This window comes from Spiractinospora alimapuensis, assembly GCF_018437505.1.
Classification (GTDB): Bacteria; Actinomycetota; Actinomycetes; order Streptosporangiales; family Streptosporangiaceae; genus Spiractinospora; species Spiractinospora alimapuensis.
On sequence record NZ_CP072467.1, the window covers coordinates 5,081,838 to 5,108,294 of the forward strand.

Below are 26,457 nucleotides of genomic sequence, written 5' to 3' on the forward strand. Positions count from 1 at the left end.
CTAGGGAGTGCTTTGTGAAGGCTTTCGGATGAGGGAGCGGCCGTCGCCCCTACTGGGGTCGCTTCGCGGATGGTGCCCCGGCGGGGGCCCGGGCTTCGGCTCGCAAGGCGATCCGTGATGGGCATCCTGATTGGCTGTTCGAAAGGATCGACGCAGCGAACGTCGTCCTGGCGGTCGCGAGCCCCCAGCACCCCGAACAGGCACAGCGGTTCAAAAATGCGCCTAGCCCCGCGCTCAGCGATGCGATGGATCGATCGCAGGAGCGAGGAGCCCCCACCACCGCGGCGTCGTGGTGCGTGGGGGCTCCGAGCCCGTGTCGTCGACACTCTCGGGCTCGGCCACCACGTCCGCTGATGGTGTGTCGCAGTGTGGGCATTGGGGTTCCCTCGCGCGTGAGGTGGGGTCGCGAGCGCGGATCGGGAGCAAGGCCAGGAGGGTCCCGAAGGCGTCGCGGGTCGCCGTCCATGCTGCTCACCGTGCGAGGGAGGATCGCCCCGGCCCGTCATTCCGGGGCGGCGTCCGGGGTGCTCGCGTTCCACAGCACCTCGAAGAGATGGCGCTGCATCTCCACGTACTCGCGACTCTCGATCATCATCGCGAAGTTCTCCCCACGCGACGACAGCGCGGCGACGGTCTGCGGGCCGATCACCATCGTCATGGTGAAGATGCGCCCCTCGGGCGCGTATCGGGTCTCGCGCAGGTCGTAGCGGCTGGAGTGCCAGCGGTCGGCGAGGTCCTTCTCGGGGGAACGCACGACCTGCAGCCACAGTCCACGTTCGCGGCGGCCGGCGATGTACTCCCGCATCGCCGCCTCCCCAGGGACAGCCAGCAGGTCCCGCATGGAGAGGATCCCCTGGATCGGGCTCGGCCAGTCCAACGTCTCGAACAGGGCTTTGCGGATTCCGGACGCACCCTCCAGGTATCGGACACGCGGATGCGCCCCGACCTTGGCGCGCATCGCCTGGAGCCGAGGCAGGATCTCGTCCAGCGCGCGTTTGCGGTGGTGCCACTCGTCTATCAGGACCTGCGGGTCGTTGGGGGTGAGCACCGTGCGGGTCCGCCCCTGCCTCCGCTCCCCGTCGGCCGTCTCCGCCGAGCTGACGAATCCGCGCCGCGTGAGCCGTTTGGCGATGTCGTAACCGTTGGTGCGGGTCAGGTTGGCGTGCTCCGCCGCCTCCGCGACCGTGGGCCGGTCCAGGTTCAGCACCGCCAGATAGAACGCGGCCTCCTTCCGGTCCAGCCCGATCTGTTCCAATTCTTCAAGCAATCTTTTGTCTCCGCGTCGGACGTCATCGACAAGCAAAGAATGACATTACTAATCAGTCGGCTATTGACCGTCGTGTGCTGCTCGCTTACGGTTCCTGGCAGCCTAAACCGGCCCGGAATAGTTGTCGAGATCCGTCGACACCCATTTCTGGCCCCGTTCTGTTAGCCCGATTTCCTGCGTCCCCTCCAAGGAGGCCGATGTGACCGCCCAAGAGCTCCCCAAAGTCCGCGTCGCCGCGATCCAGGCCTCCCCTGCGTTCCTGGACGTCGCCGCGACCCTGGACAAGTTGGAGAGCCTCGTCGCCGAGGCCGCGGCCCAGGGCGCTGAGTTGGTCGCCCTCGGGGAGAGCTTCGTCGCCGGCTTCCCCATCTGGGGCGGCGTCCTTCCTCCCATCGACCAGCACGAGCTCCACGAACGACTCGTCGCCTCGTCGCTCACCGTGCCCGGCCCCGACGTGGACCGCATCGCCGCCATCGCCGCACGCAACTCGGTCGTGCTGTCGATCGGCGTCAACGAACGCGCCCCACACTCACTGGGACAGGTCTTCAACAGCAACCTGATCTTCGACCGCGACGGCACCCTGGTGAACCACAGGCGCAAGCTCGTCGCCACCTACTACGAACGCCTGACCTGGTCACACGGCGACGCCCACGACCTGAAGCCGGTGGACCTCGGCGGATGGAACCTCGGGGCGCTCATCTGCGGCGAGAACACCAACACCCTCGCCCGCTACACCCTCCTCGCGCAGGGGGAACGGCTGCACGTCGCGTCCTACCCGCCGGCGTGGCCCTTCGACCAGCGTGAGGGAGAGGTCGACTACGACCTGGAAGACGCGATCCGCATTCGCAGCGCCGCGCACGCCTTCGAAGGCAAGGTGTTCAGCGTCGTCGCGGCGACGGCCCTCGGCGACGACGCGGTCGCCGCGGTCGCCGGTGGGGACGAACGCGTCGAGAAGCTCCTGCGCGGGGCGCCCACCGCCTCGCTCATCGTGGGCCCACGAGGCGAGACCCTCGCCGGCCCGCTCGTCGGCACCGAAGGCATCCTCTACGCCGACGTGGACATCCAGGACCAGGTCGTCCTCAAGCGCGTACACGACATCGTCGGCACCTACCAACGGTCCGACCTCTTCCAGCTTCACGTGGACGACCGCCGCCCCTCACCGGTGACTCTCACCGGTGAGCGGGACCGGTGGTCCTCACCCCGGGGACCCGTCCCCGCCGGAGACACCAGCGATGACTGACACCGCCCAGGCCACAGCCCACACCGATCCGCCCGACCGCACCTCACCTCATTACCGCGCCAAGGGCCGGCGCGCGCTCGGCGGCGCCATGTTCGGCTTCTTCGTCGACATGTACGACATCTACCTGCCCGTCATCGCCCTGGCCCCGGCGATGGCCTACTTCGCGGCCACCGACACGTCCAACATCGACATGGCGATCTTCACCGCGTTGATCTTCGTCGCGTCGATCATCGGCCGTCCGCTGGGATCCATCATCTTCGGCCCCATGGGCGACCGCCTCGGCCGCCGGCGCACCACACTGATCGCCGCCGGCGGGTCCGCGGTCTGCACCGGCGCGATGACCGTCATGCCCGGCTTCGCCACGATCGGCGTGTGGGCACTCGTGCTCCTGGTGGTGCTCCGGCTCTTCGACGGGATCTTCCTCGGCGGCGAGTACACGGCCGCCAACCCGCTGGCCATGGAGTACGCGCCTCGCAACCGGCGCGGAATCTACGGATCCCTGATCAACATGGGATATCCGGCGGCGCTGGGCACCATCACCGTTGTCACCATCGTGACCCTGGCGGCGTTCCCGGCCGGTGGCGCCGACGCCCCGTACTCCGAGTGGGGGTGGCGTATCCCCTTCGGGATCGGCTTCCTGCTCTGCTCGGCCCTGTTCGTCCTGTACTGGAAGGCCGTTCCCGAGTCGGAACTGTGGTCCAAGGTCCCGGAGTCCGGCAACCCGCTCAAGGTGCTGTTCAGCGGGAAGAACCTGAAGGCGTTCGGGATCGCCTTCGTCGTCGGCACCGGCTGCTGGCTCACCCTCAACGGCACGGTCGGGGTGTTCTCCAGCCACTTCAGTGGCCTAGGCGTGGACGTCTCCCGGATCAACGTCATCATCCTGATCGCGGCGGGACTCGCCGTCGTGCTGTTCCCGCTCGTGGGCCATCTCGGCCAGTTGTGCGGACGCCGCCAGGTGCTGATGGCCCTCGGCGCGATCAACCTGGTCGTCGGCTCACTGACCCTGTCCCTGGCGGTGCTGTTCCGCGACGAGGTGTTCCTGATCGTGTTCGCCGGGATGGCCATCATCGGCGGGCTCCTCGTCTGGGCGATGATCACCGCGTTCCTGATGGAGCTGTTCCCGACCGAGGTCCGCGCCTCGGGCTACGGAATCGCCTACAGCCTGCCCAGCGTGGTCCCCGCCTTCTACGCCTACTACATGGTGGGCCTCGGCACCTTCATGAACTACGACTACACACCCGTCGTCATCCTGGCCGCGGGCGGCATACTGCTGTTCCTCGGCGGCTACATCGCCAAGGACCTGCGCCACCTGGAGCTGGAGGACGTCTAACCCACGTGTGCGCCCCCACCAGGATTTCTCGACATCGAACGTGTGGGGGTGCACCCGACCCCACTGTCGCGGGGTCAATGCCGCCCGGATTCGGGAGCCGCAGCGACCCGTTTCCGCAGCCAGAGGAGAACACCACCCGCGACCGCGAGGGCCGCGACGGTCACGGAGCCGATGATGAGCGGTACCCGCCACGGTTCGTTGTCCGGGTGGACCGGGGCGTCGGCGGCGTCCACGAGGACGTGCAATCCGTCGTCGCTGCGGAACAGGAGGTTGCCGGCGCTGTCCAGCACGGGGGTTCGGGCGGACCGCAGCACCGTCTCGGTGGCGGCGTCGGAGTCCTCGACCTCCTGCTCGTCGGTGGCGCCCGCGATGACGTCGATATCGTCGTGGCGAACCCGCAGGATCCGGCCCCCGTCGGACATGTAGTAGGTGCGGTCCGCGTCGACCGCGAGGCCGTCGGGGTCGGGGGGATTGTCCATGCCCTCGGTGGTGAACGTCGTCTCCGCCTCACCTTGGGAGTTCATGGCGACGACTCGGACGTCGTCGCCGCTGTCCGCCAGTGCATGCACGGTGTCCCCTCGCGCTGTGATCCCCCGAACAAATCCAAGGTCATCCGGCTGGGACAACTGTCGCAGCCCGAAGTCGCCGAGCACGAACACGTCGCAGTCAGTCGCGAGGAACAGGCGGCCATCGCCTGGAGCGAGGTGGTGTTGAAACTGCGTACAGACCCTCTCGGGCTCAGATTCGGGCGTCAGATCCTCGCCGAAGACCACAGGATCAACCGGTGCGCCCTGGTCGAGGTTCGCGTCTCCGGGGAACGTCAGCAGGTTGCCATCGTCCAGGAGCCAGGCTGTGCCGTCCACCGTCTCGTATACGTCCGACGGGCCCCACAGAGTATGGATGAAGCGGAGTGGCACGGTGAGATTGTCTCGGTAGTGATCATCCTCCAGTCCCATGACACCGCCGCCGGACGTGAGGTTCAGCGTTCCAGGCGTCCTGGGCGTGATGGTGAGAAGCTCTCCGGGCTCGCTCTCCTCGCTTGCGGTGGCGTCCGTCGCGTCACGCACACCGGGCCATCCCAGAGAGACGGCGTCCTCGGCCTCGGTGGTCCATCGAACCAGTAGGAGTTGGGAGGACTCCTGGGCGACCACGATCCCCTGCGCCGTCGCCTCGAGCTTGGTTCCGGGAATGTCGGGGAGGATCTGCGGCCCCTCGTCGTCGAAGCGGATCAGCCCGGCGTTTCCGATGGCATAGACGCGACCGGCGGCGTCGACGGTGACGTCTAGTGCCGCGCCCTCCTCGAGGAGTTCCCCTGGCACGGACTCCGGTTCGCCGTCGCCGAGTTCTGGGTGTTCGATCGCGAGCGCGTCGTCGTCAGTCGCGACATACAGGGTGTTCCGCTGTACGTGCATACCCCGCACCTCGGAGTCCAGATCGACGAATGGCTCGTCATCCTCCGGATCCGCGATGTTCACGCGGGAGATTTCGCTGGACCGGGCCACGTACAGGGCGTCGGGGCCGGCGGCGAGGGTGGGAGAGGACCTCTGGGAGCCATCTGGCGGGATGACTTCCTCGGCCTCGCCATCGTCCCCCACGATGTGGACCGCCGCGTCACCTGTGGAGAAGTAGATGTCGCCGTCCGACGTGACAGCGACGTCATGTGGTGTCGCGTGGTCTGGGGGGACCGTGACCAGTGGGGTGTAGCCACTACGGCCTTCGGCACGCACGATGGACGCGGAGGATTCCTCCTCTTCCTCCGACACCAGACCCCCTTCCTCCGCGATCACGAGCTCGCCGGACTCGTCGGTCGTCATCCCGGTGAGGCCGTCGACGACCGCGGTTTCAGGGAGGAAGAACGCCTCCACCCGCATCGCCGCGCGGTCCGCCAGTGCCGGAGCGCTACTCAGCGCGAACGCGGTCCCCGCGCAGCACAGGAGGGACAGCAGCCGAAAAGGAAGCCGACGGGAGGGAGGAGAAGACAAGGGAACTCCGATCGTGATCTCGTATCTCTCCAGTGAAGACCGTCCGTGGCGGAAAGTCCCGAGAACGGCCGATCACGGCCAGGGGGTCGCGAAGCGTGCGTCACGCCGTCCGAGGGCGCGACGAATGACACGTGTGGCCGGGGATCCGTGCCCTCACGCGGCGTGCGCGCCGTACGGCGTTGACGCAGGTACCGACCCATGGGGACACGTGGTCGATATAGTGGAAAGCGACATAACCGTAGGGAAGCAGAAGATTAACGTGGCCGACAGCAGCGAGAACGACGATACCGCTAACGCGCCCGATATGATGAATCGGTCGGTTATTCGGGCGATGACTCTGCTCAGTCAAATGGGGAATTACCCGCAGGGAGTAACGGCGACAGAACTCGCGCAAATCACCGGACTGGCCCGGCCCACGGTATTTCGACTATTGCTCAGTATGGCGCACGCCGGTTTCCTGGAAAAGTCGGACGGGGTTTTCTCCCTAGGGTGGGAGGTGGCCCGGCTCGGCCGCAGGGCGGACCCGCACCGCGGCATCATTCCGCGGGTGCAGTTGGTGCTGGATCGGCTCGCGGCCGAGCTGAACGAGACCATCGGCTACGCGGTGGTGACCGGCCCCACCACATTCGACCTCGTCGCCGAGGCCGACAGTTCACACCTCCTGTCCCCGTCGCAGGGCTACATCGGCAAGGACTTTCCGTTGCACGCCAGCGCCACCGGCAAGATCATGTTGGCGAACCTCACCGACGACCAGGTCAAAGCGCTGCTGCCGGAGAACCTGGAGGCGATCACCCAGTACACCGTCACCGAACGCGGTCTCCTGCTGTCCGAGCTCGAGGAGGTGCGGGCTCTCGGCTACTCCACCCTGGACAACGAACTGGAGGAGGGCCTCTTCGGAGTCTCCGTCGGTGTTCGGGACAACGCCGGCCAGCTCATCGGTGTTCTCGCCGCCTCCGGTCTGGACCAACGCATGAAGTCCGCGCACGTGCAGTCGTTCGTCAAGCCGCTGCGCATCGCGGCGTTGAAGATCTCCCACAACCTGTCCGGGCCGCCGCTCGACGCCAGCGTCGTGACCGGAGCGGACTCCGCCGGCGTCTGAACAGCGTCCCATCCGTCCCTAGCCGGGAGCGAGCTCGAAACCCACCTCGCCCCACGCCGCGAAACCGCCGGTCACCGTGCCGGGGGTGTGCAAACGGGCCGCCGCCAGGCAGCTTCCTGGCAGCACCACGTCCCCGGAGCGCAGGGTGACCCCGTAGTCGGCGACGCGGCGGCAGAGCCACGCGACGGCCGACACCGGGTTGCCGTAGATCGCGCGGGTGTTGCCCTGGGCGACGACCGCGCCGTCGAGACGGATCTCCCCCGGCATGTCGGACAGGTTGACCTCGCTGAGCGCCCGTGGCTGCGCCCCGAGAACGACCCCTCCGGAGGAGCCGCAGTCGGCCAGGGTGTCGAAGATGCCGATCCTCCAGTCCCTGACCCGTGAGTCGATGATCTCCAGAGCGGGGACGACGTAGTCGGTGGCGCTGATCACGTCCGCGGCCGTGACGTATGGGCCACCCAGGTCGGCCTTGAGGACGAAGGCCGGCTCCAGCTCCACGTAGGGGTGGATGAAGCCGGACCGGGCGATCGCCAGGTTCTCGGGATGGAACTGGCTGGCCAGCAGGTAGCCGTAGTCGGGTTCGTCCACACCGAACTGGGTCTGCATCGCTTTGGCGATGTTCCCGAGCTTGAAGCCGGCGACTCGGTCACCCCGATCCACCAAGCGCCGGATCACCTCCTGCTGCACCCGGAATCCGTTACGCGCCGTGGCCTCGGGGCCGGTCGCCCCCGGCAACTCGGTGACGGGTTTCCCGGCGTCCCGTGCGGCCACGAGAGTGTCGGCGAGCGCGTCGATGTCCAAGGTCACGTGGGAACGCCCTCCATGGTGCGGCGGCCCGGCCGGCGGGTGCCGATGTGCCAGATGTTCATCGCCGAGAGCAGCTCACGTGGATCCCACACCACGGTCTCCTCGGTGATCCGGTTGTCGCGGTGCCGTAGGAACGCCGCGCCCTGCACCGTGACGGTGCGTCCGGTCGGCGGCACGTCCATGAAGGTCCCCGTGTGGCGTCCACTGCTCTTCCAGTGGATCGCGATCATGTCCCCGTCCTCGACCGCGTGCAGGATCTCCATGGTGAAGCCAGTGAAGGCGTCGTGGGACTCACGGATCTGGGTAAGCACCTCGGGCAGGTGCTCCCGTCCGGTCTTGGAGATCCGCACGTAGTCGGGTGAGGTGATTTCCTCGAACGCCGCGGTCTCCCCGTCGCTCCAGGCGCGGGTCCAGGCGGTGGCGATGGTGGCGAGCATGGTGGACATCGATTCAGTGTCCTTCCGCGATCGGCTTGGGCTCCGGAGCGGGGCCGTCCCAGAGGGTGAACTCTCCGAACGTTCCGCCACGGAACATCAGCGCGTCCCCGGCGCCGGCCTCCATGGCGACGACGGAACCAACAATCACGTAGTGGTCGCCCGCAACGATCTCGGAGAGAACGTCACAGTCGATCCACGCGGTCGAACCCCGCAGTCGCGGCGCGTCCACGGTGCTGCGGTCGTAGGAGAGGCCGGTGAACTTGTCCGGCCCCTTGCGGGAGAGCGCCTTGCACACCGACAACTGATCCGTCGAGAGCACGTTGGCGGTGAACCGCTCCATGGAGCGCAACCACGGCCAGGTGCTTGAGGACTTGTCGACGCAGAAGGTCACCAACGGCGGGTCGAGGGACAGGGACTGGAAGGTGCCGACGACGAAACCGAGCGGACGATCGTCGGGCGTCATGCCCGTGATGGCCACGACCCCGGTGGGCAGCAGGCCGAAGATCGAGCGGTAGTCCTCCGGCGTGACGGTGATGTCCTCGTCGACTGTGTCGATGGTGGTCATCCTGGCCTCCTCGTGTCCACTCAACCCGCGAGAGCGCGGAACGCCGCGCCGTGGTGGTCGTCGCGCAGCCGCGCGGAGCCGGCCGCAGACAGGTTCTCCCGCAGCGTCGCGGCGTCGTAGTGCGTGCGCATCAGGCCTCGCTGCTGCAGCTCCGGCACCACGAACTCGGTGAAGTCCTTGATGTCCTGGTACTTGACGGCGTGGCCCACGTTGAAGCCGGTGATCCCGGTCTCGGTGACCCAGGACTCCAGTTCGTCGGCCACCGTCTCGGGGCCGCCCACGATGACGGGTGAGGCGCCACCGATACCGATGTAGGCGGCGATGTCCCGGGGAGTCCACTCCTTGTCCGGGTCCATCTTGGCGAAGATGTCCACCATGGTCTGCCCGGCGTTGGTGTTGACGTGCCGTAGGGGAGTGTCGGGGTCGAACTCGGCCATGTCGAGGCCGGTCCACCCGCTGTAGCGCGCCATGGCGCCGTCGTAGGAGACGTACTCCAGGTAGTCCTCGTACTTCTTCTCCGCTTCGGCGTCGGTGCGGGCGCTGATGACGGTCACCATCTGCAGGATCCCGATCCCGGATGGGTCTCGGCCGAACTCCGCGGCCTGGGCGCGCAGAGCGTCGACCTGCTTCCTAAGCGACGCCTTCGAGGTGGCGTTCATGAAGACGGCCTCGGCGCTGGCCGCGGCGAACCGGACACCTCGGCTTGACCCCCCGGCTTGGAAGATGACGGGCGTTCGTTGCGGCGATGGGGCGCACAGGAAGATTCCCGGCACCGTGAAGTGTTCGCCAGTGTGTCCGACGGGGTGCACCTTGCCCGGGTCGACATAGGTGGCTGTGGTCGAGTCGCGGGTGACGGCGCCGTCCTCCCAGGATCCCTCCCACAGCTTGAGGCACACGTCCAGGAACTCCTCGGCGTGCGTGTACCGGTCGTCGTGCGCGCGCTGGGTGCCGGAACCGAGGTTGCGCGCGGCGCTGTCGGAGTAGGACGTCACGACGTTCCATCCGATGCGGCCCTTGGTCAGATGGTCCAAGGTGGCGAACTTCCGGGCCACGGCGTAGGGGTGGTCGTAGGCGGTGGAGGAGGTGACCCCGAACCCGAGGTGCTCGGTCGCCGCCGCCATCGCCGGGATCACGTAGGACGGGTCGTTGGCGGGGATCTGGGCGACGTCGCGCAGCGCGGCGGCCACATCCCCCTTGTAGACGTCGTGGTAGCCGACGTTGTCGGCGAAGAAGATCCCGTCGAAGCAGGCGCTCTCCAGGAGTTTCGCGTACTCGACCCAGTAGTCCACGGAGGCGTACTCCGCGCTGCGGTCGTCCGGGTGTCGCCACAGTCCCGCGGACAGATGCGCGGGTCCCGCGAAGTCGAAGGCGAAGATCGTCATCTTGTTCGTCAATGACCTCACCTCATGTGTTCGTGTAATGAACTACATGTTCACTAGATGGGCCCAAGGTAAGACTCGACTCCGAGGCGCGTCAATACTCTTGGGGTGGTGTTGTGCGGTTTTTGTGGGGAGTCGACGCGTCGCGTGGATCGCCGCAAGTTGAACGGGTAATTCGCTGATTGAACGCACACGCGGTGTTGGGGAGGGACGTTGCCCGGCGCTCGTGAAGGCATGTGTCGGTGGGGGATACCGGCCCACCTTCGCCCTACTGGGCACCAAGCTCGAGGGATGGAAAGTGCGCGGGGTGGTCCTCCTGGGCGAACAGGCCGGGCTGGTGCGCCGCCGCCTGGAGGCGTGGGCGCGCCGAACCGCGCGAGGTCGTCGCGGTAGGCCGCACCAGGGGATACCCCTCGACGGTGGCGAGATGGTGGTTATGGCGTCCCGGTGTCGTCAGCCGTCGAGCGGCTCGGCGAGGGCGATGATGACTCCCGCCGGGCCGCGGAGGTAGCAGAGGAGGTAACTGTTCTCGTAGCGGGCGACCTCGCCGATGAGCTCGGCGCCGTGTCCCCGCAGGCGGGCAATGACGTCGTCGATATCGGTTACCTCGAACATGACCGAGCGCAGGCCCAGGACGTTCGGGAGTGAGTTCTCCGGTTCCGGCGTGATCGCGTCGGGGGCGTGGAACTTCGTCAGTTCAAGGCGACTGTGACCGTCCGGGGTGCGCATCATGGTGATGTGCACCCGCAGGCCGTCGATCCCGTTCACCCGGTCCACCCACGCACCCTCGATCGGGGCGTCGCCCTCCACCTCCATCCCCAGCTCGACGAAGAACGCGACCGCCGCGGGCAGGTCATCGACCACGACATTGACGTGGTCCATGCGATTGATCGTCATAGGCGTAGCGTAGAACGCGTGTACGACGTTGTCTGGGAGTACACGGCGTTCGCCGGCGGCGCTTTCCGGGTGAAACACCCGACGGCCCGTCACCCGGAGAGCGTCGTGCGGACCTCTCGTGCGGCGCGGAGTCCGCTTTCGATGGCGCCGTCGATGAACCCCGCCCAGACGGTGGCGTAGTCGCTGCTGGCGAAGTGCAGCACACCCTCGTTGCGGCGCTGCTGTTCGTGGTACCGGGTGAGCTGGTGCGGGCGCTGGATGAACCACGTCTCCTTGGAGCGTTCGTCGGCCATCCAGTCGTGACTGGTGACCTCCAGCACCTCCAGGTCGTCCCGCCAGACCTTGAGAGCGCTGTTCACGGCCCCACGGTCGTTGCCGTCGATGCGCGTCGCGTCCGGCCCGAACGCCACCAGGACGGCGTCGTCGTCGCCGATGTACTCGGTGCGCACGACGGCGAGCGGGTGGTGTTGGGAGGAGTAGGCGAAGAACGGGGTGATCGGACCGCGCACCCGGATCCACACCTTGACCCCCTGCGAGGCGGTCCGCTCCGCGCTGGGCTGGATCTTTCCGGCGGGCAGCTCCGGGGACACTTGGAGCTGGTGGAGGACGTTCTGCGGAACGGTGATCACCACGCGGGAGGCCTCGACGACCTGTCCGTCCGCGTAGGTGACGACCGCGGAGTGCTCGCCGTGTGTGATGGAGGAGACCGGCGAGTCCAGACGGATCTCACCGCCGGCGTCCTTCGCGATGGCGTCCACCAGCGCACGGGTCCCGTCGACGAGCCGGAAGATGGCGGACGCCTCGTGCATCAGGTGCCAGGACCCCGCCGCGGCGGCGGTCCACCGCAGGGCACTGGTGAAGGCACACTGGTCCAGCGGAGCATTGAGGTGGCCGACCCAGGCCGCCTCGTTGGCATTGCGCTCCTCGACGGGGAGATCGAGCCGATCCACCATCTCCTGCACGGTGACCCCATCCACCTCGGCGAGGGACTCCACTGTCAACGGCGCGTCCGGGCGCGGGATCCAGGCCATGGTGTCTGCCAGGAGCCGGGTCATACCCGGGTCGATGAGCCGCATGAAGTCGTCGAGTGTGCCGCGACGCACCTCGTCGCCGGCGAGCCAGTACGTCTCCCGGGAGCGAGGCCCTCGCGTGACATCCAGTCCGTAGCGGGAGACCTCACTCCACGCGTGCGGCTGGGTCCAGTGCAGCCAGGTGCCCCCCATCTCCAGGTCCCGGCCGAGTCGATGGTCAGTCCAGGTCCGCCCGCCGATCCTGTCGCGGGCCTCAAGGAGAACAACGTCGATTCCTTGCCGCGTGAGCTCCCGGGCGGCCACCAGCCCCGCCACTCCGGCGCCGACAATCACCACATCGCGCTTCTCGGTCACACCGTCTCCTGTAACTCCGAACGGGGGTTTGGGTCAGGAACACCATTGATGCACGATAACGTTCAATGAATGAACACGTCGTTCAGCGTATGGTTACGGACGGGAGCCTGTCAACGATGGGAGCCGGCTGGTTCTCACTGATCAGTCGCTCGAGCCACGTCACGGTTCCCTGGGCCGTGCGTAAGCGGTAGTCCAGGGTCACGCGGGAGTAGTGGAGGCCGGGCCGGCTGTGGGGGGGATGGTGGTCCGTCGCATGGCTGAGAGCGGGATCGATCGACCGCAGCTCTTGCAGGTCGACGAGAGCGCGGGTATGCAGTGCCCGCAGCACAGTCTCCCGTTCCGCGGGGGAGTCGAGGCAGCCCAGCAAGAGCACGCGAGCCAGCATCGACGCCTCCGAGTCCTCGGTGCGCAGTGGATTGCGCATCCAGTCGCGCCAGGCCTGCCGCCCCTGGTCGGTCGCGGTGTAGCGCTTCGCGTTACGCGGCGCGACCGAGTCGGAGACGAGCATCACGTCACCGGCCTCGTGCAACTGCCGCAGAGCTCGGTGAATGCTTCCGTAGCTCGCGGAGTAGATGTGGCCGAGGCCGGACGCGAACCGCGCGTGCAGCTCGTACAGCGACATCGAGTGGGTGAGGAGCAGGCCGAGAATCAGGAACTTCACGCCCAAGAACTTATTTCATGGGCCGATCATGCGAACCGCCAGGTAAGCCTCATTGGATCATGGGCCACAGGATCAACGCGTCGTTGTCCACGCAGAGTTCGATCCTGTGGCCGTGGTGCTCGACCGTTCCCCCGAGGGTCTGCTGGAGTTCGTTCAGGCCCTCGCCGGTGACGATGAGCAGCGCGCTGCGCGGAACCATGTAGACACCGGGCACGCGGCCGATCCAGGCGGCCTGGCCGGTGTTCACGATCCCGTAGTGCAGGCCGGAGTCGTCGTGCCGGAACGGAGCCCACCGTTCGCCTTCGACGTCCTGGTGCGGGCCCGTGTGTCCCGCCGAGAGTACGCAGGGGCGGTGGCGGCGCGCGCCGCAGTGCCATGGCGGAGAGATGTAGGACATGGCGTCACCACTCCTCCCGCTCGAAAAGGACCAGGACCTGCCGGACCAGTCGCGCCACCTCGGTGACGTCGCCGGCCGGGCGCAGCTTCTCCATCTCGAACGGGACGATGTGCGTCTCGAAGTGTTCCGCCGGCCAGAAGAGGTACCACCAGAGCTCGCCGGTGATGGGGACGGGGCGAAGGCCGATTCGCTGCTTCCCGCGTCCGTAACAGCCGGCGAGGGCGACGAAGTCGGGGATGCGCGCGTCCACGACGCCGTAGGGCCGATCGACCCGCGTGTGCAGCCCCCGTTCCTTCAGCGCCGCAGACAGGCTGCCGAGCGGATCATCCGGAGGGACGACGACTGGGGCAGGGGAGTGTGGGGACATGGGGGTTCACCACCCAGGGGATCAGGCTGATCGCTGAGTGCGACCAGCGATGGGTTCAGATTATGCCCCATGCGACACCCGCACAAGTGGGTTTTGCACATTGGGTAAATTCAACCTGAGGGAGAGCTTCGTTCTATGCTCGCTTGTCGATGACGAAGGAGGACCTGCGTGCCGAGTGATCCTGTGATGTCAGTGCGCCACCGTCAGTTGTCCGCTGAGCTGCGTCGGCTTCGGCAAGCCAGGGGAGTCAACGCGGCCGAGGTTGCCGACGCGATGGGTTGGGATCGGACGAAGGTCAACCGGATGGAACGTGGGAAGTGGAAGCGGCTTAACCCACAGGACATTCGCGCGCTAGCCGAGTACTACGGCGTATCAGAGGGACAAGAGAGGGACGCCCTCGTGGAGCTGGCGAAGCAGAGCAAGCTGAAAGGCTGGTGGGAGCGCTATGGCGACCTCCTCGGCTCCAGCTCCTACGTCGCGCTTGAAGCCGAAGCGGAGTCACTATGGTCCTACGAAGCCCTGGTCATCCCTGGGCTGTTCCAGACCGCTGACTATGCATCAGCGATGCTTCGGGGACGGGTGTCGCTCGATGTAATCGAGCGACGGACGCAACTTCGACTTGCACGTCAAGAGCGTCTCCATGGCGCCGGAGCGCTGTCGGTATGCTCCGTGATCGATGAGGCCGCTCTGCGGAAGTTCATCGGTAGTGCGGAGATCATGCGCGCTCAGTTGCGCCACCTCATTGCCGCGAACGAGCAGCCAAACGTCGAACTCCGCATCGTGCCTAATTCGGCAGGGGCGCACCCTGGGGTCGCCGGACAGTTTGTGGTCCTCGACTTCCCGTTAGCCCCAGGTGCCTCGGTTGTATTCCTTGAGAACGCCCATGATGGCTTCTATCTCGATGACCCGGCGCATGTCGAACAGTATCGGCATATATATAATGGAGTGCGCGAATTGTCGCTCGATGTCCATCAATCGGTGGAATTCATGCGCGGACTTCATGATGAGTTGGAGTGGCCCTCATGACCAACAACCTGCCCTGGCGGAAGAGCAGCTACAGTCAGCCGGAAGGACCGAACTGCGTCGAGTGCGCTGCCCTCACCCCTGGCGCCGTGGCCATGCGTGACTCCCAGAACCCGGGTGCTGCGGTTCTCCCGTTCCCCCATACCGAATGGGCGGCCTTCATCGGTGCCGTGAAGCGCGAACCGGACGACTTGGTGTAGCCGCCGGGGGCGGGATCCCCACCGCCCCCGCCAGATTCGTCATCGCACCGGTTCGCGGACCATACACCACGTTGTCGGACCGTCGTCCGGCAGCCGAACTTCGGCCGTGATGGTGAACCCGAGCTTCTCGTACAGGCGCACGTTGCCCTCTTCAGAGGTCTCCAGGAACGCGGGCACGCCTGCCTTCTCGGCGGCGTCCAGCCCGGGCTGGATCACGGCCTTGCCGAGTCCTCGCCCCTGCACGTCGGGCCGAACCCCCACCGTGCCCAGGAACCACACCGGGGTGGTCGGACGGTGCGGGTTCATCGCCTCCTCCGCCCGGGCCGAGAACTCCGCCCGGTCACCGGAGATCTCCGCCGCCGCCTCGGCGAGCGGCGCGAAGGCGGCAGCGACGTCGGTGTCCGGCGTCGTCCACACCGCCACCGCGGAGACGTCATCGGAGACCCAGGCACTCCCGTGTACCAACCCGATGTGTTCGAAGAAGAGTCGCTGCATCCGGCGAACCCGCTGTCCGTGGTCGTCGGCGGCCACGGTATGGCGGATCCAGGAGTAGTCAGCGAAGGCCTGGCCGAGCGTCTCCACGGCGGCGTCGACGTCCTGGGGGTTGGCGGGTCGGACGCGATCAGCGGCAGCGGGCATACGGATTCCCTGTTTCGTCGTCGATGGGTACGTCGCCTTCGACGGTAGTCCGTGACGCGAACTGGCTCGTCCCACGGACCCAAGCCCGGAGCGCACCCTGACCGAGATTCCAGCGAGCCGTGCGCTTGATGCGCCGGCGCGACCCACAAGCCAGGGAAGACGGCTGCCACCCCTTGCGGCCCCAAGCCGTCACCGGATGGAGCGCACCAAGTCAATCGTCTCAGCGCAGTCGGCGCGGACGGCTAGCTCGTTCGCGGCATTGTGGTCCGGATCGGCCACCAGTGCCTGGTAACCCCACAGGCAGTCCTCCACCTCCCACGCGGCGGTGAACTGGGGGTGGTCGTCGACGGTGGCGAACCACTTGGCGTCGTCACCGTTGGTGTAGAGGTCGATGTACTGCACCTCGTTGCTGAGAGCGCTCTCGACATCGGCCAGGGTGACGTCCCCCTCCGGTATGCCGAGCAACGAGTCGATCGCGGCGGCCTGCTCGTCGAGGTAACTGAGCACAGGGTCCCGCCGCGTCTTCTCCCCGCCGGCATGATCGGTCTCCCCAGGCTCAATCGTGGGAACCAACAAGGCAGCGCCAACCGCGAGCGCCACCCCCGCGCCAGTCAGCAACCCGCAGCCACAGCCGCGCCGAAGAACGGACCACGTTGTGGGTGACAGGCGTCGTCGCGGCGCTTTGGGTGCCAGCGGCATGCCAGGACGGAAATACGGATGCACGGCGCCTCCGAAGAGCGCGGGACATGCGTCGACCGTACCCCGGGGCCATCCCAATCACCGACAAGACACGTCGAACCCCGATGAATCGACCACAACTTGCCCCGCACCGATTTGGGGAAACCGCTGCGCTTCAGCGCCCGGCGCGGCAGGATGGGAGTGCGTTCGGAAGGGGGACGCGTCGCAGCCTCCGTTTCGATGGAGGGCAGCCGCGCCGTTCAACGGTGTGTGCGGATCCTGGCATCCGCCCCCCGCCCTGTGGGGGGCGGACCCAGGTACTACTCATACGGGTCCGCCGCGCAGTCCCGCCACGAATCACCCTCATTGTGCAAGAACTGTGTGCCCGTCTCCGCGTAGGGCTCGGAGCGGTAGCAGAGGTGGGGGTCTGTCTGGGGTGTATCCGTTTTCAGCACGAGTGCCCCGGCTCCGTTATTACCAGCCATGGATACACTCAAGGTGAATTGGATCTTCGGCTCTTGCGGAGAGAGAACACCGAGTATCTCTCCCGGCTCATGGATCCAGTTCGCGCTATCAGCAGGGTCAGTGGTGTCACCCGTCGCAACGTAGAAGTATCCACTGCCGAAGGACAGCGATCCAGATTCGGCTAGATATTCTACGCTTCCGTTGAAGTCGACTCCTGTCGGCGAGGGATCAGCTGTCTCCATAGTTATTTCAATAATTGGCTCCCCGTTTATGGATTGTCTGTAAATCCCTGGATCACTGGCTATGTACTCGCCCTCGCCCGCGACGTTATCGGGGAGCTGCTCGGGATTGGAGTCGTTAGCCTCCAATGCCGAAGAAGGGGGATCCTGCGTCTCCGCCGTATCTGTTTCACTCGTGTGATCCAGGGTGAGGTAGGTTGTCGCACCTAGGATGACCAGGGCTACGGCTGCCGTGGCCATGACTACCCAAACCCGCGAATACGTTCCGCTGTCCGCGTGTGCTTTCCAGTCCTGGGGGACATGGATCGTGTCGGGGAGATTGCGCCATTCCGTCTCGATCAGTGTTGCAACAAGAGTTGACGGAGGATCGTCTGGAATCGAGTACCCAGTGTGAGATTTTAAGGCTGTAAGCGGCTCCCTAGGCTCTGGGCGAGCGTTGGGATCGGGAGCGAGCGCACCTTCCACGAGGGGATACAAGACCTCCGGTGTTCCCTGAATGTCAGGTGAATTGTGCATCGTACGGTCCGCAACAACTTGAGGGCTCCCGGTGCCGTAGGGGGAACGTCCAGTCGCGGCGAATGCAACCAATCCACCCCAGGCGAAGATGTCGGCTGCCGGGCTTGCTTCCGCTCCGTGGTACCGCTCTGGCGCTATCCAGCCGGGCGAACCCATCAGACCGCCGGTGCGGGTGATCCCTGTGCCGTCCAGCGCGCGGGCGATGCCGAAGTCCAACACCTTGGGTCCGTCCGGGGCCAGGATCACATTGCTGGGCTTCAGGTCCCGATGCACGATGCCGGCACTGTGGATGGCGTGAAGCGCTTCGGCCAATCCGGCGGCCAATGCGAGCACCATTCCTTCCGGCATCGGGCCCGAGGTCGTGACATGCTCGCGCAGGGTGGGCCCGGGCACGTACTCGGTAGCCAACCAGGGGGTATCCGCGTCGGGGTCGGCGCCCGCGAAGGCTGGTGTACACCGGGCATTGACCCGTTCCACCAGTCGTACCTCGCGGGCGAAGCGCGCTCGGAACTCGTCGTTGTCTGCGAACTCGGGATGGACCAGTTTGACGGCCAAGCACAGGCCGTCGCCGTCGACTGCGCCGTACACCGCGCCCATCCCACCGGCGCCCAACCGACCCACGATCCGGTACGGCCCGACGCGGCTGGGATCACCGGCCTCTACGGGCTTGAGGGTGGCGGGGAAAGGACGACGAGAGGCCATGAGGTATAGAAATCGAGGTATAGAAGCTACGTGATCACGCGGCGGGCGCCCATGTAGCGCTGCTGCCAGTAGCTGTCGAGTGTGACGACCTGACACGGGTTCCCGCAGTGCATCATCTGGTTGTTGCCGATGAACATCCCCATGTGGTCGGGCTGGGGGCGGCTGCTGCCCATGTTTAGGAAGATAAGGTCTCCGGGAGTCAGCTCGCTCTGACTCACCTCCGGTAACGCCGGCCACATGGTGGTCGTGGTGCGCGGGATGTTCACCCCCACTTGCAGGTAGGCCTGCTGGATGAGACCGGAGCAGTCGAACGCGTCAGGGCCGTTGCCGCCCCACAGGTAGGGCTTGCCTTGTTGGGCGACCGCCCACTCGATGACGGTGAGTAGGTCCTCGTGGTCGACATCGCCGATCTCGACACCGCCGCCGATGCCGAACGCGGGAGGTTCCTCCGGCTCGTCCGGGCGGTCGTGTTCGGTCCAGGTCTCCCCGCCACACTCCGGTCCCTCGACCAGGCAGACCGCTTCGCGTACGCCGTCGTGAATCTGGTCCGGGATATCCGTCGCGGCGACGGTAGTGACGATGGCGGCGCCAATGCCAATGGCGATGCCGTGCTCCAGAATGGAAGCCACCGGTGCCTCCCGGGAAGATCACCTTCGGGGGAATCGGTCTGTCCCTGGTTCAGTCCACCGTAACGGTATTACCCATACGGGAACAGGGCCGGGGCGTCGATGGGGTGCCGAGTATCAAGATCAAAATGCGTACTGGGCAGTGGTGAGTAGATCATCTACTTCGAGGACCTGCGAATCATCGAGGGAATGTAGTCGGGTTCGAAAACATCATTCCAGGTGAAGCGGAGAATCCGCCATCCGGGAAATGCCTGGGCGAGCTTGTTCTGGCGACGGCGGTCGCGGTACAGCGCCTCTGGATGTCGGTGGGGCTCCTGGCCGTCGCACTCCACGAGGGCGCGGGCCTCGCGGAACAACAGATCGACCACAGCGATGAGGTTCCCGGCGTTGTCCACGCACGGGTACTGCAGTTGATCCGGCTCGATACCGGCGTCCTGGCAGCGCAGACGCACCCGGGTCTCCAGGGGCGATTCGGCGCGGCCGTCGGTCAGCGCTCACCACGACCGCCGCAGTCGCCCGTCAGGCTGTCTCCCACCCGTGGCGCTCACCTCCCGGAGCAGGTGTTCGCCACGCACCGCCTGCCTGTTGAGCGCGGAGTCGACCAAGGACACCGCGATGTCGCGGCCTTGCGTCGACATCAGGTCCCGTAGCGTGCGCCGAATCGTGGTGATCCGGACCCCGTTGCGCCGCTGGATCTCGTTCTCCTCGATGGACCACGAGTGGAGCCGGACCCGTGCTCCCGCGTAGGTCTTCGATCGCTTCCCCGCGAGTACGACCTCCCCGCGCCACGGGGGAAGCCCCTGCAACCCCCACAACCGGGCCGCGGTCTCTCCCACGGCGACGGCCGCCGGCCCCGCAATGAGCTGCCCGGCCTTGACGGCCGAGTGCAGGCGCCCACGTTCGGTGTTCGCGGTCATCCTGCGGATCCGGTAGACGCCGTGGTGTACCGAGAGCCAGTACCCGCGCTTCAGTCGATAACCGATCTGGGGAATGGACATTCCATGTGCCACGGCTTGTTCCCGGGACACCACGCCGTGCTGTTGGCCGGCGAGTTTCTCGGCGGCCTCAAGGTGTTTGTGATTGGCCATGACTCACAATGCGCCACGGTGCCCCGGTCTCGCTGGTTATCCACAGGCTGGATCCTGTGCGGCCATGGCGATCACGGAGTGGACGGGTCGGCGCCCGCGGAGCCGCGGTCTTCGTCGCGGCCGTGGCCAGGATCGGCGTCGTCGCCGCCACCGCTCCTGCCCGCTCGACGCAGGGCGCGCGGCAGGGTCAGGGCGACCGCGACGGTGGCGACGATCCCACCCCCTCCCGCGACGATGAGCGTGACGGGCGCCGAGGTCGCGTCGAGCAACAGACCACCGCCGAGGTAAGACAGTCCGGCGGCCACGCCGACCGCCCCGTACAGGTTGCCGAACACCCGCCCGAGTATCCGGGACGGGACCATGCGCTGGAGCAGGGTATTGGTCGCCACGTCCATCGCCGCGATACCAATGCCCCGCACGGCCTGCAGGGCGAAGGCGGCGGCGACAGCCCACGCCAAGCCGGTCAGCAGATTGCCCAGGCTGCTCACGGCGAACCCGATGAGGAGCAGGACGAGCATCGAGCTGTACCCGCCGTAGCGGGCAAGCAGCGCGTAGCCCCCCACGAGTCCGATGCCCACAGCCCCCAGCAGCAGACTGGCGGCCGCGTTCCCCGCCGCGAAGTCGTCCTTGGCCAGCACCACCAGTGCCACGTCGTCGATCCCGTTGAAGGCGACCACGACGCAGAAGCCCAGCGCTATCAACCGGATCGGCGTGATCGACCAGATGTAGCCCAGCCCTTCCTTGGCCTCGGCAACAAGGGAGGTCGGTGTGCCGTCGTTAGGAGCCGGGGGGAGGGAATGCACCCGCAGGAGGACGAGCGCGGAGAACCCGTAGGCCAGCGCCGCGCCGAAGAGCACGCCCTGGACCCCCAGGAAGGGGAACAGCGCCGCCGCTACCAGTGGCCCGACGGCCTCGGCGCCGTTGGTGCCGAACCCGACGCTGGCGTTGGCCGACTCCAGATCCTTCTCGCGGACCAGACCGGGTACGGCCGCGCGTGACGCCGGCAAGAACACCTGGCCAGCCGTCGCCCGCGCGGCGACCAGGACCAGGAGCACTGGCAAGGGCGGCATCGAGAGCGCGATCAACAGCAGCGCGACCCCCTGGACCACCTCACAGGTGATCATCACCCGCTTGAGATCGAAGCGGTCGCTGATCGCACCGGAGACAGGTCCCAGCAGGGCGGGAAAGAAGTCCCCGACCAGTAGCAGTACGGAGATCGCTATCGCTTGGCCGGTGGAGTCTGCCACGAACAGCATGAGCGCGACCAGGCTGACCGCCTCCCCGGTATAGGAGACGGTTCGTGACGTGAACAACGCACGGAACGGGGCGTTGGCAACGAGCAGGCGCAGTCCTCCCACCGGCTCATCCGCTGGCTGAGGGCCGGAACTCGAGCCGGTCAATGTGGGCTGCTTTCGTCTTTGACGCGCGCCGCACCCGAAGACTCGCGAACACGGCGTGGAGAGGAATCGGCGCTGGTGAGCCGAGAGAGGAGCAAAACGATCAGTAGTGTACGCCCGCGGAGGCTCATCGACCACAGATTTTTCGGTTCGAGTAGTAGCCCACGCTGTCGTTGACCCCGACCACGCTCGCCCGCTCCTGCGCTCGGTATCGTGGCGCCCCAGCGATTCCATGGGAGGTCTGGATGCGGTGGATCGACGGCCCGCGCGCCGAAGCGGAGGTCATTGTCAACGCGGCCCCTAGCCAAGTGTGGCCAGTGGTCAGCGACATCGAGCTATCCGCCCGTTTCAGCCCCGAACTACAACGTGTGGAATGGCTGGACGGAGCCACCGGCCCCGCCTCCGGGGCCCGCTTCGCCGGCTACAACCAGAACGAACACCTGGGGGACTGGCGCAGCGTCTCCGAAATCGTCGAGTTCGCGCCTGAACACCACTTCGCCTGGGCCGTCATCGCCATCGACACCCGCCTGGGCGAACTCACCGGAACCCCCACGGAACCGATCGCCACCTGGCACTTCACCCTGACCCCCACTGAAGAGGGGGGAACCCGTGTCGTCCACGACACGTCCCTCGGCCCCGCCCGCTCCGCCATGAACCTCGCCATCGAACGCCACCCCGACCACGAAGAAAAAATCATCGACACCCGCATCGCCGAAATCCAGGCGGCCATGCTGAGGACCGTGCAGGGCGTGCAGGAACTGGTGGAGGGAAAGCCATCGCGTAGTAGGTGACCGACGCCGACTACGGAATGCATACCGCGCGCGGATCTTTCGGTCCTAAGGTGAGCACAAGCAACGCACCTTCGAGAAGCGCCGGACCGGAGACAAGCATGCTGCTGCGTTTCCGCGTGACAAACCACAAGTCGCTGCGCGACGAGCAGCACCTCGTGCTCACCCCGTCCGAGCAGCAGGGTGACGAGCTGCCGCCTCCTGGTGAGGCACGCGCGCTCCCGGTAGTGGGCATCTTCGGCCCGAACGCCTCGGGCAAGTCCAACGTGGTGCGCGCGTTGTGGGACATGAAAGAGCGGGTGCTGCGGGGAAATCACCGCTTCCCTCAGGAGCCGGAGCCAGTTGTGCCACTCCCTCGGTGGCCCTTCCGTCTCGACGCGGAGGCGCGGGCGAGCGCCTCAACGTACGTGGTGGATCTCCTTCTGGACGAACAGCGGTGCACATACGGCTTCTCGGTCACCGACGAGGCTGTTGTGGAGGAATGGCTGTACAGCTATTCGGCGAACAACCAAAAGACTGTCATCTTTCACCGTCGCGGCGACGATATATCCGAAGGAACGGTCAGGTCGGTCATCGAGGATGTTATCGAGTTCGAATCAAACGCGCTCGTCATGGAAGTATTCGCGGATATCAGGCCCGGCTTGATTGTCGGCGATGATCTCGGCGCGCTCAACCCGGTGTTGGATTGGTTTGGTCGTGACCTCTCAATGAGTAGTCCCAGTATGCTTTATTCGCCTGCCGTCCCTGCGCCGTATCAGCTTGATGATGATTCGTTACGCCGGCTCTCCGCCATCCTGCGTGCCGCGGACACGGGGATTGAGCGGGTGTCGATCAAAAAGGAGCGAATTGTCTCCGAGCGCGGCGAAGACCGGGTAATGCCTCGCTGGCTTTTTTATCACTACGGTGGAGATGAATCGGATCCCTTGCAGGAATGGGAGCAGTCGCAAGGTATACGGGCACTGCTGCGGCTCGCCTTCTCCGTGCTGAGGGTTCTGAGGGGCAGGGGGAAAGCCCTCGTTGTCGACGAGATCGACGTCGGCCTCCACACAGCCCTGTCCGCGCGATTGATCGAACTCTTTCAGAGTCCAGAGACGAATCCGTTGAACGCTCAGCTGATCTTCACGAGTCATGATCCCCTGCTGCTCGGCGTTATCCGCGGGCGGGTCGTGCTGGAACAGGACCAGATCTGGTTCACCGAGAAGGACGCCGGTGGCGCGACCGAGCTCTACCCCTACTCTGGCTACGGTGATGACGATGCGGGCGCCCGGGTAAAGCGTTACCTGGCTGGGCGATTCGGGGCGACGCCGTTCCTCGACGATGATCTGTTCCTAGCGGCACTCGCCGAACGGGAAAGCGACGAATCGAATGATGCTCCCGACCAGCCCCGGCAGGACGACCGGTAGGCGCCGATCCTCCACTCTCGACTACCGGTTCGTGCTTCCCCGACACTGAGGGCTGAGCCGCTCCGCCCCCAATGAGCACGCCACCGGCGACCGCACGCCCACCACAAGCGGCCCCGGCGGGGAATTGGTCTGGCGCAAACAACTCCGAGGACGCCGGGGCCGCCAGTGGAACGGCCCAAGGGCCGCGTTGTGCGGGGATGTGGAGGCGGCGGGAGCCCGGCGGCCCGTGGTCGCTTGGGGCCCGCGTAGCCTCCTCCGCCATCTATTCCCTCATCCGGGGAATTGGAACGTACCGAATCGATCTCTCTGTGACGTCCAGTCCACGCGGCGTGCTGTCGCAGCGCCTTCCGGTGCCGGGAGCCCCATTGACCTGCGACGGTCGGAACGCCCCGTGTTTTGGTCCCTCCCGAGATAGCCAAATATCAACAATGAGTGTTAAGTTCACATTGTCTGTAACAGTGGGGAGGGCTGGGAATGGTTCAGCGCCGCGGGGCGCAGCGGGGCTGGCTGGGGATCGACCTGGGTACGCAGAGCGTCCGGGCTGTTCTCGTCGATGACGAGGGTGTGATCCTGGGGTCGGCGTCAGTTCCGTTGGAGAGCAGTCGTCCCGCGGAGGGCCGGCACGAGCAGGATCCGGAGCGGTGGTGGGCGGCGGTGGCCGAGGCCTGTCAATCGGCCATGGCGGAGGCCGGGCCCGCCGAGGTGGGAGGTTTGGCCTGTTGTGCGACCTCCGGGACGATACTCCTCACCGAACCCACCGGCGAGGATCCGGTTCGCCCGTTGACTCCCGCCCTGATGTACGACGACGCTCGTGCCCAAGAGCAGGGCGAACGAGTCCGGGCGGCGATCGTGCCGGCGTGGCGGGAGGCGGGGCTCACTCCCCAGCGCACGTGGGCGCTGCCCAAGGCGTTGTGGCTGATGGAGCACGAGAGGCCTCCACGTCACGCCCGTCTCACCCACCAGGCCGACCTGATCAATTCCCGGTTCCTCGGCCGTCCCGCCGCCACCGACACCAGTCATGCCCTCAAGAGCGGCGCCGACCCCGCGCGGGGCACCTGGCCGACCGACGACCTGACCCGGCTCGGCCTCGCGCCGGAGTTGCTCCCCCCACTGGTGTGGCCGGGCGCCACCCTGGGGGAGGTGTCCGCCCGCGCCGCCCGCGCCACGGGGGTCCCGTCGGGCACACCCGTCGTCGCCGGCATGACCGACGGGTGCGCGGCACAGATCGCGGCCGGAGTGCTTGACGTGGGCCGGTGGCAGTTCTCGGTGGGCACCACGCTGGTGCTCAAAGGGGCCTCCACCGCGTTGCTGCGCGACCCCACCGGCGCCCTGTACTCACATCGCGGCCCCGACGGGGCGTGGTGGCCCGGCGGGGCCTCCAGCGCGGGCACGGTGCCCATCAACAAGGAGTTCTCGCCGGAGTCCTTTGACGCTTTCACGCGTGCCGCCGCGAAACACGAGCCGTCCCCACAGGTCGCCTACCCGCTGGGGGGACTGGGGGAGCGGTTTCCCTTCCACAACCCCGACGCCCACGCGATCGCTCTCGGCGTCGCCAACTCCGACGGAGAGCGTTTCGCGGCCCTGCTGCAGGGCGTGGCGTTCGTGGAGCGGCTCTGTCTGGACCTGGTGACCACACTGGGCGCGACCGTCGACGGGCCCGTCACTCTCACGGGCGGGGCGACCCGAAGCACCTATTGGACCCAACTGCAGGCCGACATCCTCGGCCGCGGCGTCGTCGTGCCCGGGATCGCCCAAGGGGCCGTCGGCATGGCCATCCTCGCGGCCTACGCCCGCGGCGACCGGCCATCGGCGACGTCGGCCCCATCCCCGCCGCCACCGGAAGCGGCCTCGGGGCCACGCCCCCAGAACGCCTTCGGCGGCGACCTGGCGGGGACCGGTGACCTCGCCGGCGTGGCGAAGCGCATGCTTGGCCCCACACGCTCGTATGATCCCCGCCCGGGCGGGACACAACGGTTCGCCGAGCCATACGCGCGCCTGGTGGGCGAGCTCCGCCGCCGGGAGTGGATCGGCACGGAGTTGGAACGAACGGCACTGGAGGGGCTGGGCGAATGACGAACCCGCGGACCACGCTGTACGTGGTGCGGCACGGAGAGACGACATACCACGGTGAGAACCGCTACTGCGGCAGCACCGACGCTCCCCTCGACGAGTCCGGAGTGCGCCAGGCGCGAAACCTCGCACGCTGGGCGGGCGGTGCGGGCCTCACGGCCGTGTACAGCTCAACGCTCTCCCGCGCCGTGGACACCGCGGATCCGTGCGCGCGGGCCGCAGGGGTCATGCCGCTGCGCGACGAACGACTCGTGGAGGTCGACTTCGGGCAGGGGGAGGGGCTGACCTCGGCGGAGATGCGGGACCAGTGGCCCCAGGAGCGGGCCGCCTTCGAACGTGACCCCGTCGCCCACCACCTCCCCGGCGGCGAGGACCCGGTTCGGGCGACGCGGCGTGGTCGGGCCGCGTTGGACGCCGTCGTGAGCGACAACCTCGGCGGAACGGTACTCGTGGTCTGTCACGGCACCCTGCTGCGTCTGATGGTGTGCTCCATCGCCGGGATCGCCCTGGCCCGCTACCGCGACCTGTTCCCCGTCGTCCGCAACACGGCGGGATTCACGTTGCGCTACTCCGTCCCCGGCGCCGAGGACACCAGGAACGCCTCCTGGTCCGTCCTCGGCTTCAACGTCCCCCTGGCCGTCGACGACTAGCCGGCCCCGGAAAGGAGTCCCCGACCGACCACGCCGAGCACGTGCTCGCGCATGCCCTGGTGGCGATAAATGGGGCCAAAAAATCACCGTGGTGCGTGTTAAGAACTCTTGACTTCATGTGAAATTGTGGGGCACGCTCAGGATTCAACGCGGAGAGCGC

The 26,457-nt window shown here is 66.6% G+C and carries 27 protein-coding genes; 9 read left to right on the top strand and 18 right to left on the bottom strand.

The window, feature by feature from the left end:
- Positions 1-502: 502 nt before the first annotated feature.
- Positions 503-1,267, bottom strand: coding sequence for a TrmB family transcriptional regulator (locus J4H86_RS23750; protein WP_236540494.1), 765 nt, complete (start codon positions 1,265-1,267; stop codon positions 503-505).
- A 199-nt stretch (positions 1,268-1,466) separates the two neighbouring features.
- Here J4H86_RS23750 and J4H86_RS23755 point away from each other — a divergent pair, with 199 nt between their 5' ends.
- Both J4H86_RS23755 and J4H86_RS23760 read left to right on the top strand, forming a co-directional pair.
- A complete protein-coding gene (locus J4H86_RS23755; RefSeq protein WP_236540495.1) occupies positions 1,467-2,507 on the top strand; it encodes a carbon-nitrogen hydrolase family protein in 1,041 nt (346 codons plus the stop codon).
- Positions 2,500-3,837, top strand: coding sequence for an MFS transporter (locus J4H86_RS23760; protein WP_236540497.1), 1,338 nt, complete (start codon positions 2,500-2,502; stop codon positions 3,835-3,837). The genes J4H86_RS23755 and J4H86_RS23760 overlap by 8 nt, the downstream gene beginning before the upstream one ends.
- 74 nt (positions 3,838-3,911) lie before the next feature.
- On the opposite strand, the gene J4H86_RS23765 is transcribed toward J4H86_RS23760, so the two are convergent.
- On the bottom strand, positions 3,912-5,819 hold the full coding sequence (locus J4H86_RS23765) for a hypothetical protein (protein WP_236540498.1): 1,908 nt from the start codon (positions 5,817-5,819) through the stop codon (positions 3,912-3,914).
- Positions 5,820-6,126: 307 nt separating this feature from the next.
- Here J4H86_RS23765 and J4H86_RS23770 point away from each other — a divergent pair, with 307 nt between their 5' ends.
- A complete protein-coding gene (locus tag J4H86_RS23770; protein ID WP_269134599.1) occupies positions 6,127-6,918 on the top strand; it encodes an IclR family transcriptional regulator in 792 nt (263 codons plus the stop codon).
- Positions 6,919-6,936: 18 nt separating this feature from the next.
- Here the strand turns inward: J4H86_RS23770 and J4H86_RS23775 are convergent, their stop codons facing one another.
- The 9 genes from J4H86_RS23775 to J4H86_RS23815 all read right to left on the bottom strand — a co-directional run bounded on the left by J4H86_RS23775 (position 6,937) and on the right by J4H86_RS23815 (position 13,813).
- Positions 6,937-7,725 (bottom strand): 2-keto-4-pentenoate hydratase, encoded by a 789-nt coding sequence (locus J4H86_RS23775; RefSeq protein ID WP_236540502.1) that lies wholly within the window; start codon positions 7,723-7,725, stop codon positions 6,937-6,939.
- Complete coding sequence (locus J4H86_RS23780; RefSeq protein ID WP_236540504.1) at positions 7,722-8,171, bottom strand: ester cyclase; 450 nt, start codon at positions 8,169-8,171, stop codon at positions 7,722-7,724. Before J4H86_RS23780 ends, J4H86_RS23775 begins: the two co-directional genes overlap by 4 nt.
- A 4-nt stretch (positions 8,172-8,175) precedes the next feature.
- Complete coding sequence (locus J4H86_RS23785; protein ID WP_236540506.1) at positions 8,176-8,727, bottom strand: flavin reductase family protein; 552 nt, start codon at positions 8,725-8,727, stop codon at positions 8,176-8,178.
- Positions 8,728-8,747: 20 nt separating this feature from the next.
- Entirely contained in the window at positions 8,748-10,121 is a 1,374-nt protein-coding gene (locus J4H86_RS23790; RefSeq protein WP_236540508.1) for an LLM class flavin-dependent oxidoreductase, read from the bottom strand.
- A 438-nt stretch (positions 10,122-10,559) separates the two neighbouring features.
- Positions 10,560-10,988, bottom strand: coding sequence for a VOC family protein (locus tag J4H86_RS23795; protein WP_236544150.1), 429 nt, complete (start codon positions 10,986-10,988; stop codon positions 10,560-10,562).
- Positions 10,989-11,092: 104 nt separating this feature from the next.
- Positions 11,093-12,388 (bottom strand): flavin monoamine oxidase family protein, encoded by a 1,296-nt coding sequence (locus J4H86_RS23800; protein WP_330932450.1) that lies wholly within the window; start codon positions 12,386-12,388, stop codon positions 11,093-11,095.
- Positions 12,389-12,470: 82 nt separating this feature from the next.
- Positions 12,471-13,049 (bottom strand): PadR family transcriptional regulator, encoded by a 579-nt coding sequence (locus J4H86_RS23805; RefSeq protein ID WP_236540509.1) that lies wholly within the window; start codon positions 13,047-13,049, stop codon positions 12,471-12,473.
- A gap of 49 nt (positions 13,050-13,098) precedes the next feature.
- Positions 13,099-13,446: a hypothetical protein gene (locus tag J4H86_RS23810; RefSeq protein ID WP_236540511.1), complete on the bottom strand. Its 348-nt coding sequence runs from the start codon at positions 13,444-13,446 to the stop codon at positions 13,099-13,101.
- 4 nt (positions 13,447-13,450) lie between these two features.
- Entirely contained in the window at positions 13,451-13,813 is a 363-nt protein-coding gene (locus J4H86_RS23815) for a hypothetical protein (protein WP_236540513.1), read from the bottom strand.
- A gap of 168 nt (positions 13,814-13,981) precedes the next feature.
- On the opposite strand from J4H86_RS23815, the gene J4H86_RS23820 reads away from it, so the two are divergent.
- Complete coding sequence (locus J4H86_RS23820) at positions 13,982-14,839, top strand: helix-turn-helix domain-containing protein (protein WP_236540515.1); 858 nt, start codon at positions 13,982-13,984, stop codon at positions 14,837-14,839.
- Positions 14,836-15,036, top strand: coding sequence for a DUF397 domain-containing protein (locus J4H86_RS23825; protein WP_236540517.1), 201 nt, complete (start codon positions 14,836-14,838; stop codon positions 15,034-15,036). The genes J4H86_RS23820 and J4H86_RS23825 overlap by 4 nt, the downstream gene beginning before the upstream one ends.
- A 39-nt stretch (positions 15,037-15,075) precedes the next feature.
- On the opposite strand, the gene J4H86_RS23830 is transcribed toward J4H86_RS23825, so the two are convergent.
- The 7 genes from J4H86_RS23830 to J4H86_RS23860 all read right to left on the bottom strand — a co-directional run bounded on the left by J4H86_RS23830 (position 15,076) and on the right by J4H86_RS23860 (position 21,347).
- Positions 15,076-15,675, bottom strand: coding sequence for a GNAT family N-acetyltransferase (locus J4H86_RS23830; RefSeq protein ID WP_236540519.1), 600 nt, complete (start codon positions 15,673-15,675; stop codon positions 15,076-15,078).
- Between the two features lie 189 nt (positions 15,676-15,864).
- Positions 15,865-16,248: a hypothetical protein gene (locus J4H86_RS23835; RefSeq protein ID WP_236540521.1), complete on the bottom strand. Its 384-nt coding sequence runs from the start codon at positions 16,246-16,248 to the stop codon at positions 15,865-15,867.
- A 425-nt stretch (positions 16,249-16,673) separates the two neighbouring features.
- The gene (locus J4H86_RS23840) at positions 16,674-18,275 is read right to left on the bottom strand and encodes a serine/threonine-protein kinase (protein WP_269134498.1); all 1,602 of its coding nucleotides are present in this window, start codon (positions 18,273-18,275) and stop codon (positions 16,674-16,676) included.
- Positions 18,276-18,301: 26 nt separating this feature from the next.
- Complete coding sequence (locus J4H86_RS23845) at positions 18,302-18,904, bottom strand: C40 family peptidase (protein ID WP_236540524.1); 603 nt, start codon at positions 18,902-18,904, stop codon at positions 18,302-18,304.
- Positions 18,905-19,059: 155 nt separating this feature from the next.
- Positions 19,060-19,353 carry an endonuclease domain-containing protein gene (locus tag J4H86_RS23850; protein WP_236540526.1) on the bottom strand — a complete coding sequence of 98 codons (294 nt, stop codon included), beginning with the start codon at positions 19,351-19,353 and terminating at the stop codon, positions 19,060-19,062.
- A 42-nt stretch (positions 19,354-19,395) separates the two neighbouring features.
- Positions 19,396-19,989, bottom strand: a complete 594-nt coding sequence (locus J4H86_RS23855) for a type IV toxin-antitoxin system AbiEi family antitoxin domain-containing protein (RefSeq protein WP_236540529.1) — start codon at positions 19,987-19,989, stop codon at positions 19,396-19,398.
- Between the two features lie 71 nt (positions 19,990-20,060).
- Positions 20,061-21,347, bottom strand: a complete 1,287-nt coding sequence (locus J4H86_RS23860; RefSeq protein ID WP_236540531.1) for an MFS transporter — start codon at positions 21,345-21,347, stop codon at positions 20,061-20,063.
- A 284-nt stretch (positions 21,348-21,631) separates the two neighbouring features.
- On the opposite strand from J4H86_RS23860, the gene J4H86_RS23865 reads away from it, so the two are divergent.
- The 4 genes from J4H86_RS23865 to J4H86_RS23880 all read left to right on the top strand — a co-directional run bounded on the left by J4H86_RS23865 (position 21,632) and on the right by J4H86_RS23880 (position 26,297).
- Positions 21,632-22,177 carry an SRPBCC family protein gene (locus J4H86_RS23865; protein WP_236540533.1) on the top strand — a complete coding sequence of 182 codons (546 nt, stop codon included), beginning with the start codon at positions 21,632-21,634 and terminating at the stop codon, positions 22,175-22,177.
- A 98-nt stretch (positions 22,178-22,275) separates the two neighbouring features.
- Entirely contained in the window at positions 22,276-23,577 is a 1,302-nt protein-coding gene (locus J4H86_RS23870) for an AAA family ATPase (RefSeq protein WP_236540535.1), read from the top strand.
- 474 nt (positions 23,578-24,051) lie between these two features.
- Complete coding sequence (locus J4H86_RS23875; RefSeq protein WP_236540538.1) at positions 24,052-25,650, top strand: FGGY-family carbohydrate kinase; 1,599 nt, start codon at positions 24,052-24,054, stop codon at positions 25,648-25,650.
- Positions 25,647-26,297, top strand: a complete 651-nt coding sequence (locus J4H86_RS23880) for a histidine phosphatase family protein (protein ID WP_236540540.1) — start codon at positions 25,647-25,649, stop codon at positions 26,295-26,297. Before J4H86_RS23875 ends, J4H86_RS23880 begins: the two co-directional genes overlap by 4 nt.
- Positions 26,298-26,457 lie beyond the last annotated feature (160 nt).

Coding starts and splice junctions, on each gene's coding strand:
- J4H86_RS23760 (WP_236540497.1), top strand. CDS start 2,500: ATGACTGACACCGCCCAGGCCACAGCCCACACCGATCCGCCCGACCGC.
- J4H86_RS23770 (WP_269134599.1), top strand. CDS start 6,127: ATGAATCGGTCGGTTATTCGGGCGATGACTCTGCTCAGTCAAATGGGG.
- J4H86_RS23780 (WP_236540504.1), bottom strand. CDS start 8,171: ATGTCCACCATGCTCGCCACCATCGCCACCGCCTGGACCCGCGCCTGG.
- J4H86_RS23785 (WP_236540506.1), bottom strand. CDS start 8,727: ATGACCACCATCGACACAGTCGACGAGGACATCACCGTCACGCCGGAG.
- J4H86_RS23795 (WP_236544150.1), bottom strand. CDS start 10,988: ATGGACCACGTCAATGTCGTGGTCGATGACCTGCCCGCGGCGGTCGCG.
- J4H86_RS23810 (WP_236540511.1), bottom strand. CDS start 13,446: ATGTCCTACATCTCTCCGCCATGGCACTGCGGCGCGCGCCGCCACCGC.
- J4H86_RS23815 (WP_236540513.1), bottom strand. CDS start 13,813: ATGTCCCCACACTCCCCTGCCCCAGTCGTCGTCCCTCCGGATGATCCG.
- J4H86_RS23825 (WP_236540517.1), top strand. CDS start 14,836: ATGACCAACAACCTGCCCTGGCGGAAGAGCAGCTACAGTCAGCCGGAA.
- J4H86_RS23830 (WP_236540519.1), bottom strand. CDS start 15,675: ATGCCCGCTGCCGCTGATCGCGTCCGACCCGCCAACCCCCAGGACGTC.
- J4H86_RS23840 (WP_269134498.1), bottom strand. CDS start 18,275: ATGGCCTCTCGTCGTCCTTTCCCCGCCACCCTCAAGCCCGTAGAGGCC.
- J4H86_RS23855 (WP_236540529.1), bottom strand. CDS start 19,989: ATGGCCAATCACAAACACCTTGAGGCCGCCGAGAAACTCGCCGGCCAA.
- J4H86_RS23865 (WP_236540533.1), top strand. CDS start 21,632: ATGCGGTGGATCGACGGCCCGCGCGCCGAAGCGGAGGTCATTGTCAAC.
- J4H86_RS23870 (WP_236540535.1), top strand. CDS start 22,276: ATGCTGCTGCGTTTCCGCGTGACAAACCACAAGTCGCTGCGCGACGAG.
- J4H86_RS23875 (WP_236540538.1), top strand. CDS start 24,052: ATGGTTCAGCGCCGCGGGGCGCAGCGGGGCTGGCTGGGGATCGACCTG.
- J4H86_RS23880 (WP_236540540.1), top strand. CDS start 25,647: ATGACGAACCCGCGGACCACGCTGTACGTGGTGCGGCACGGAGAGACG.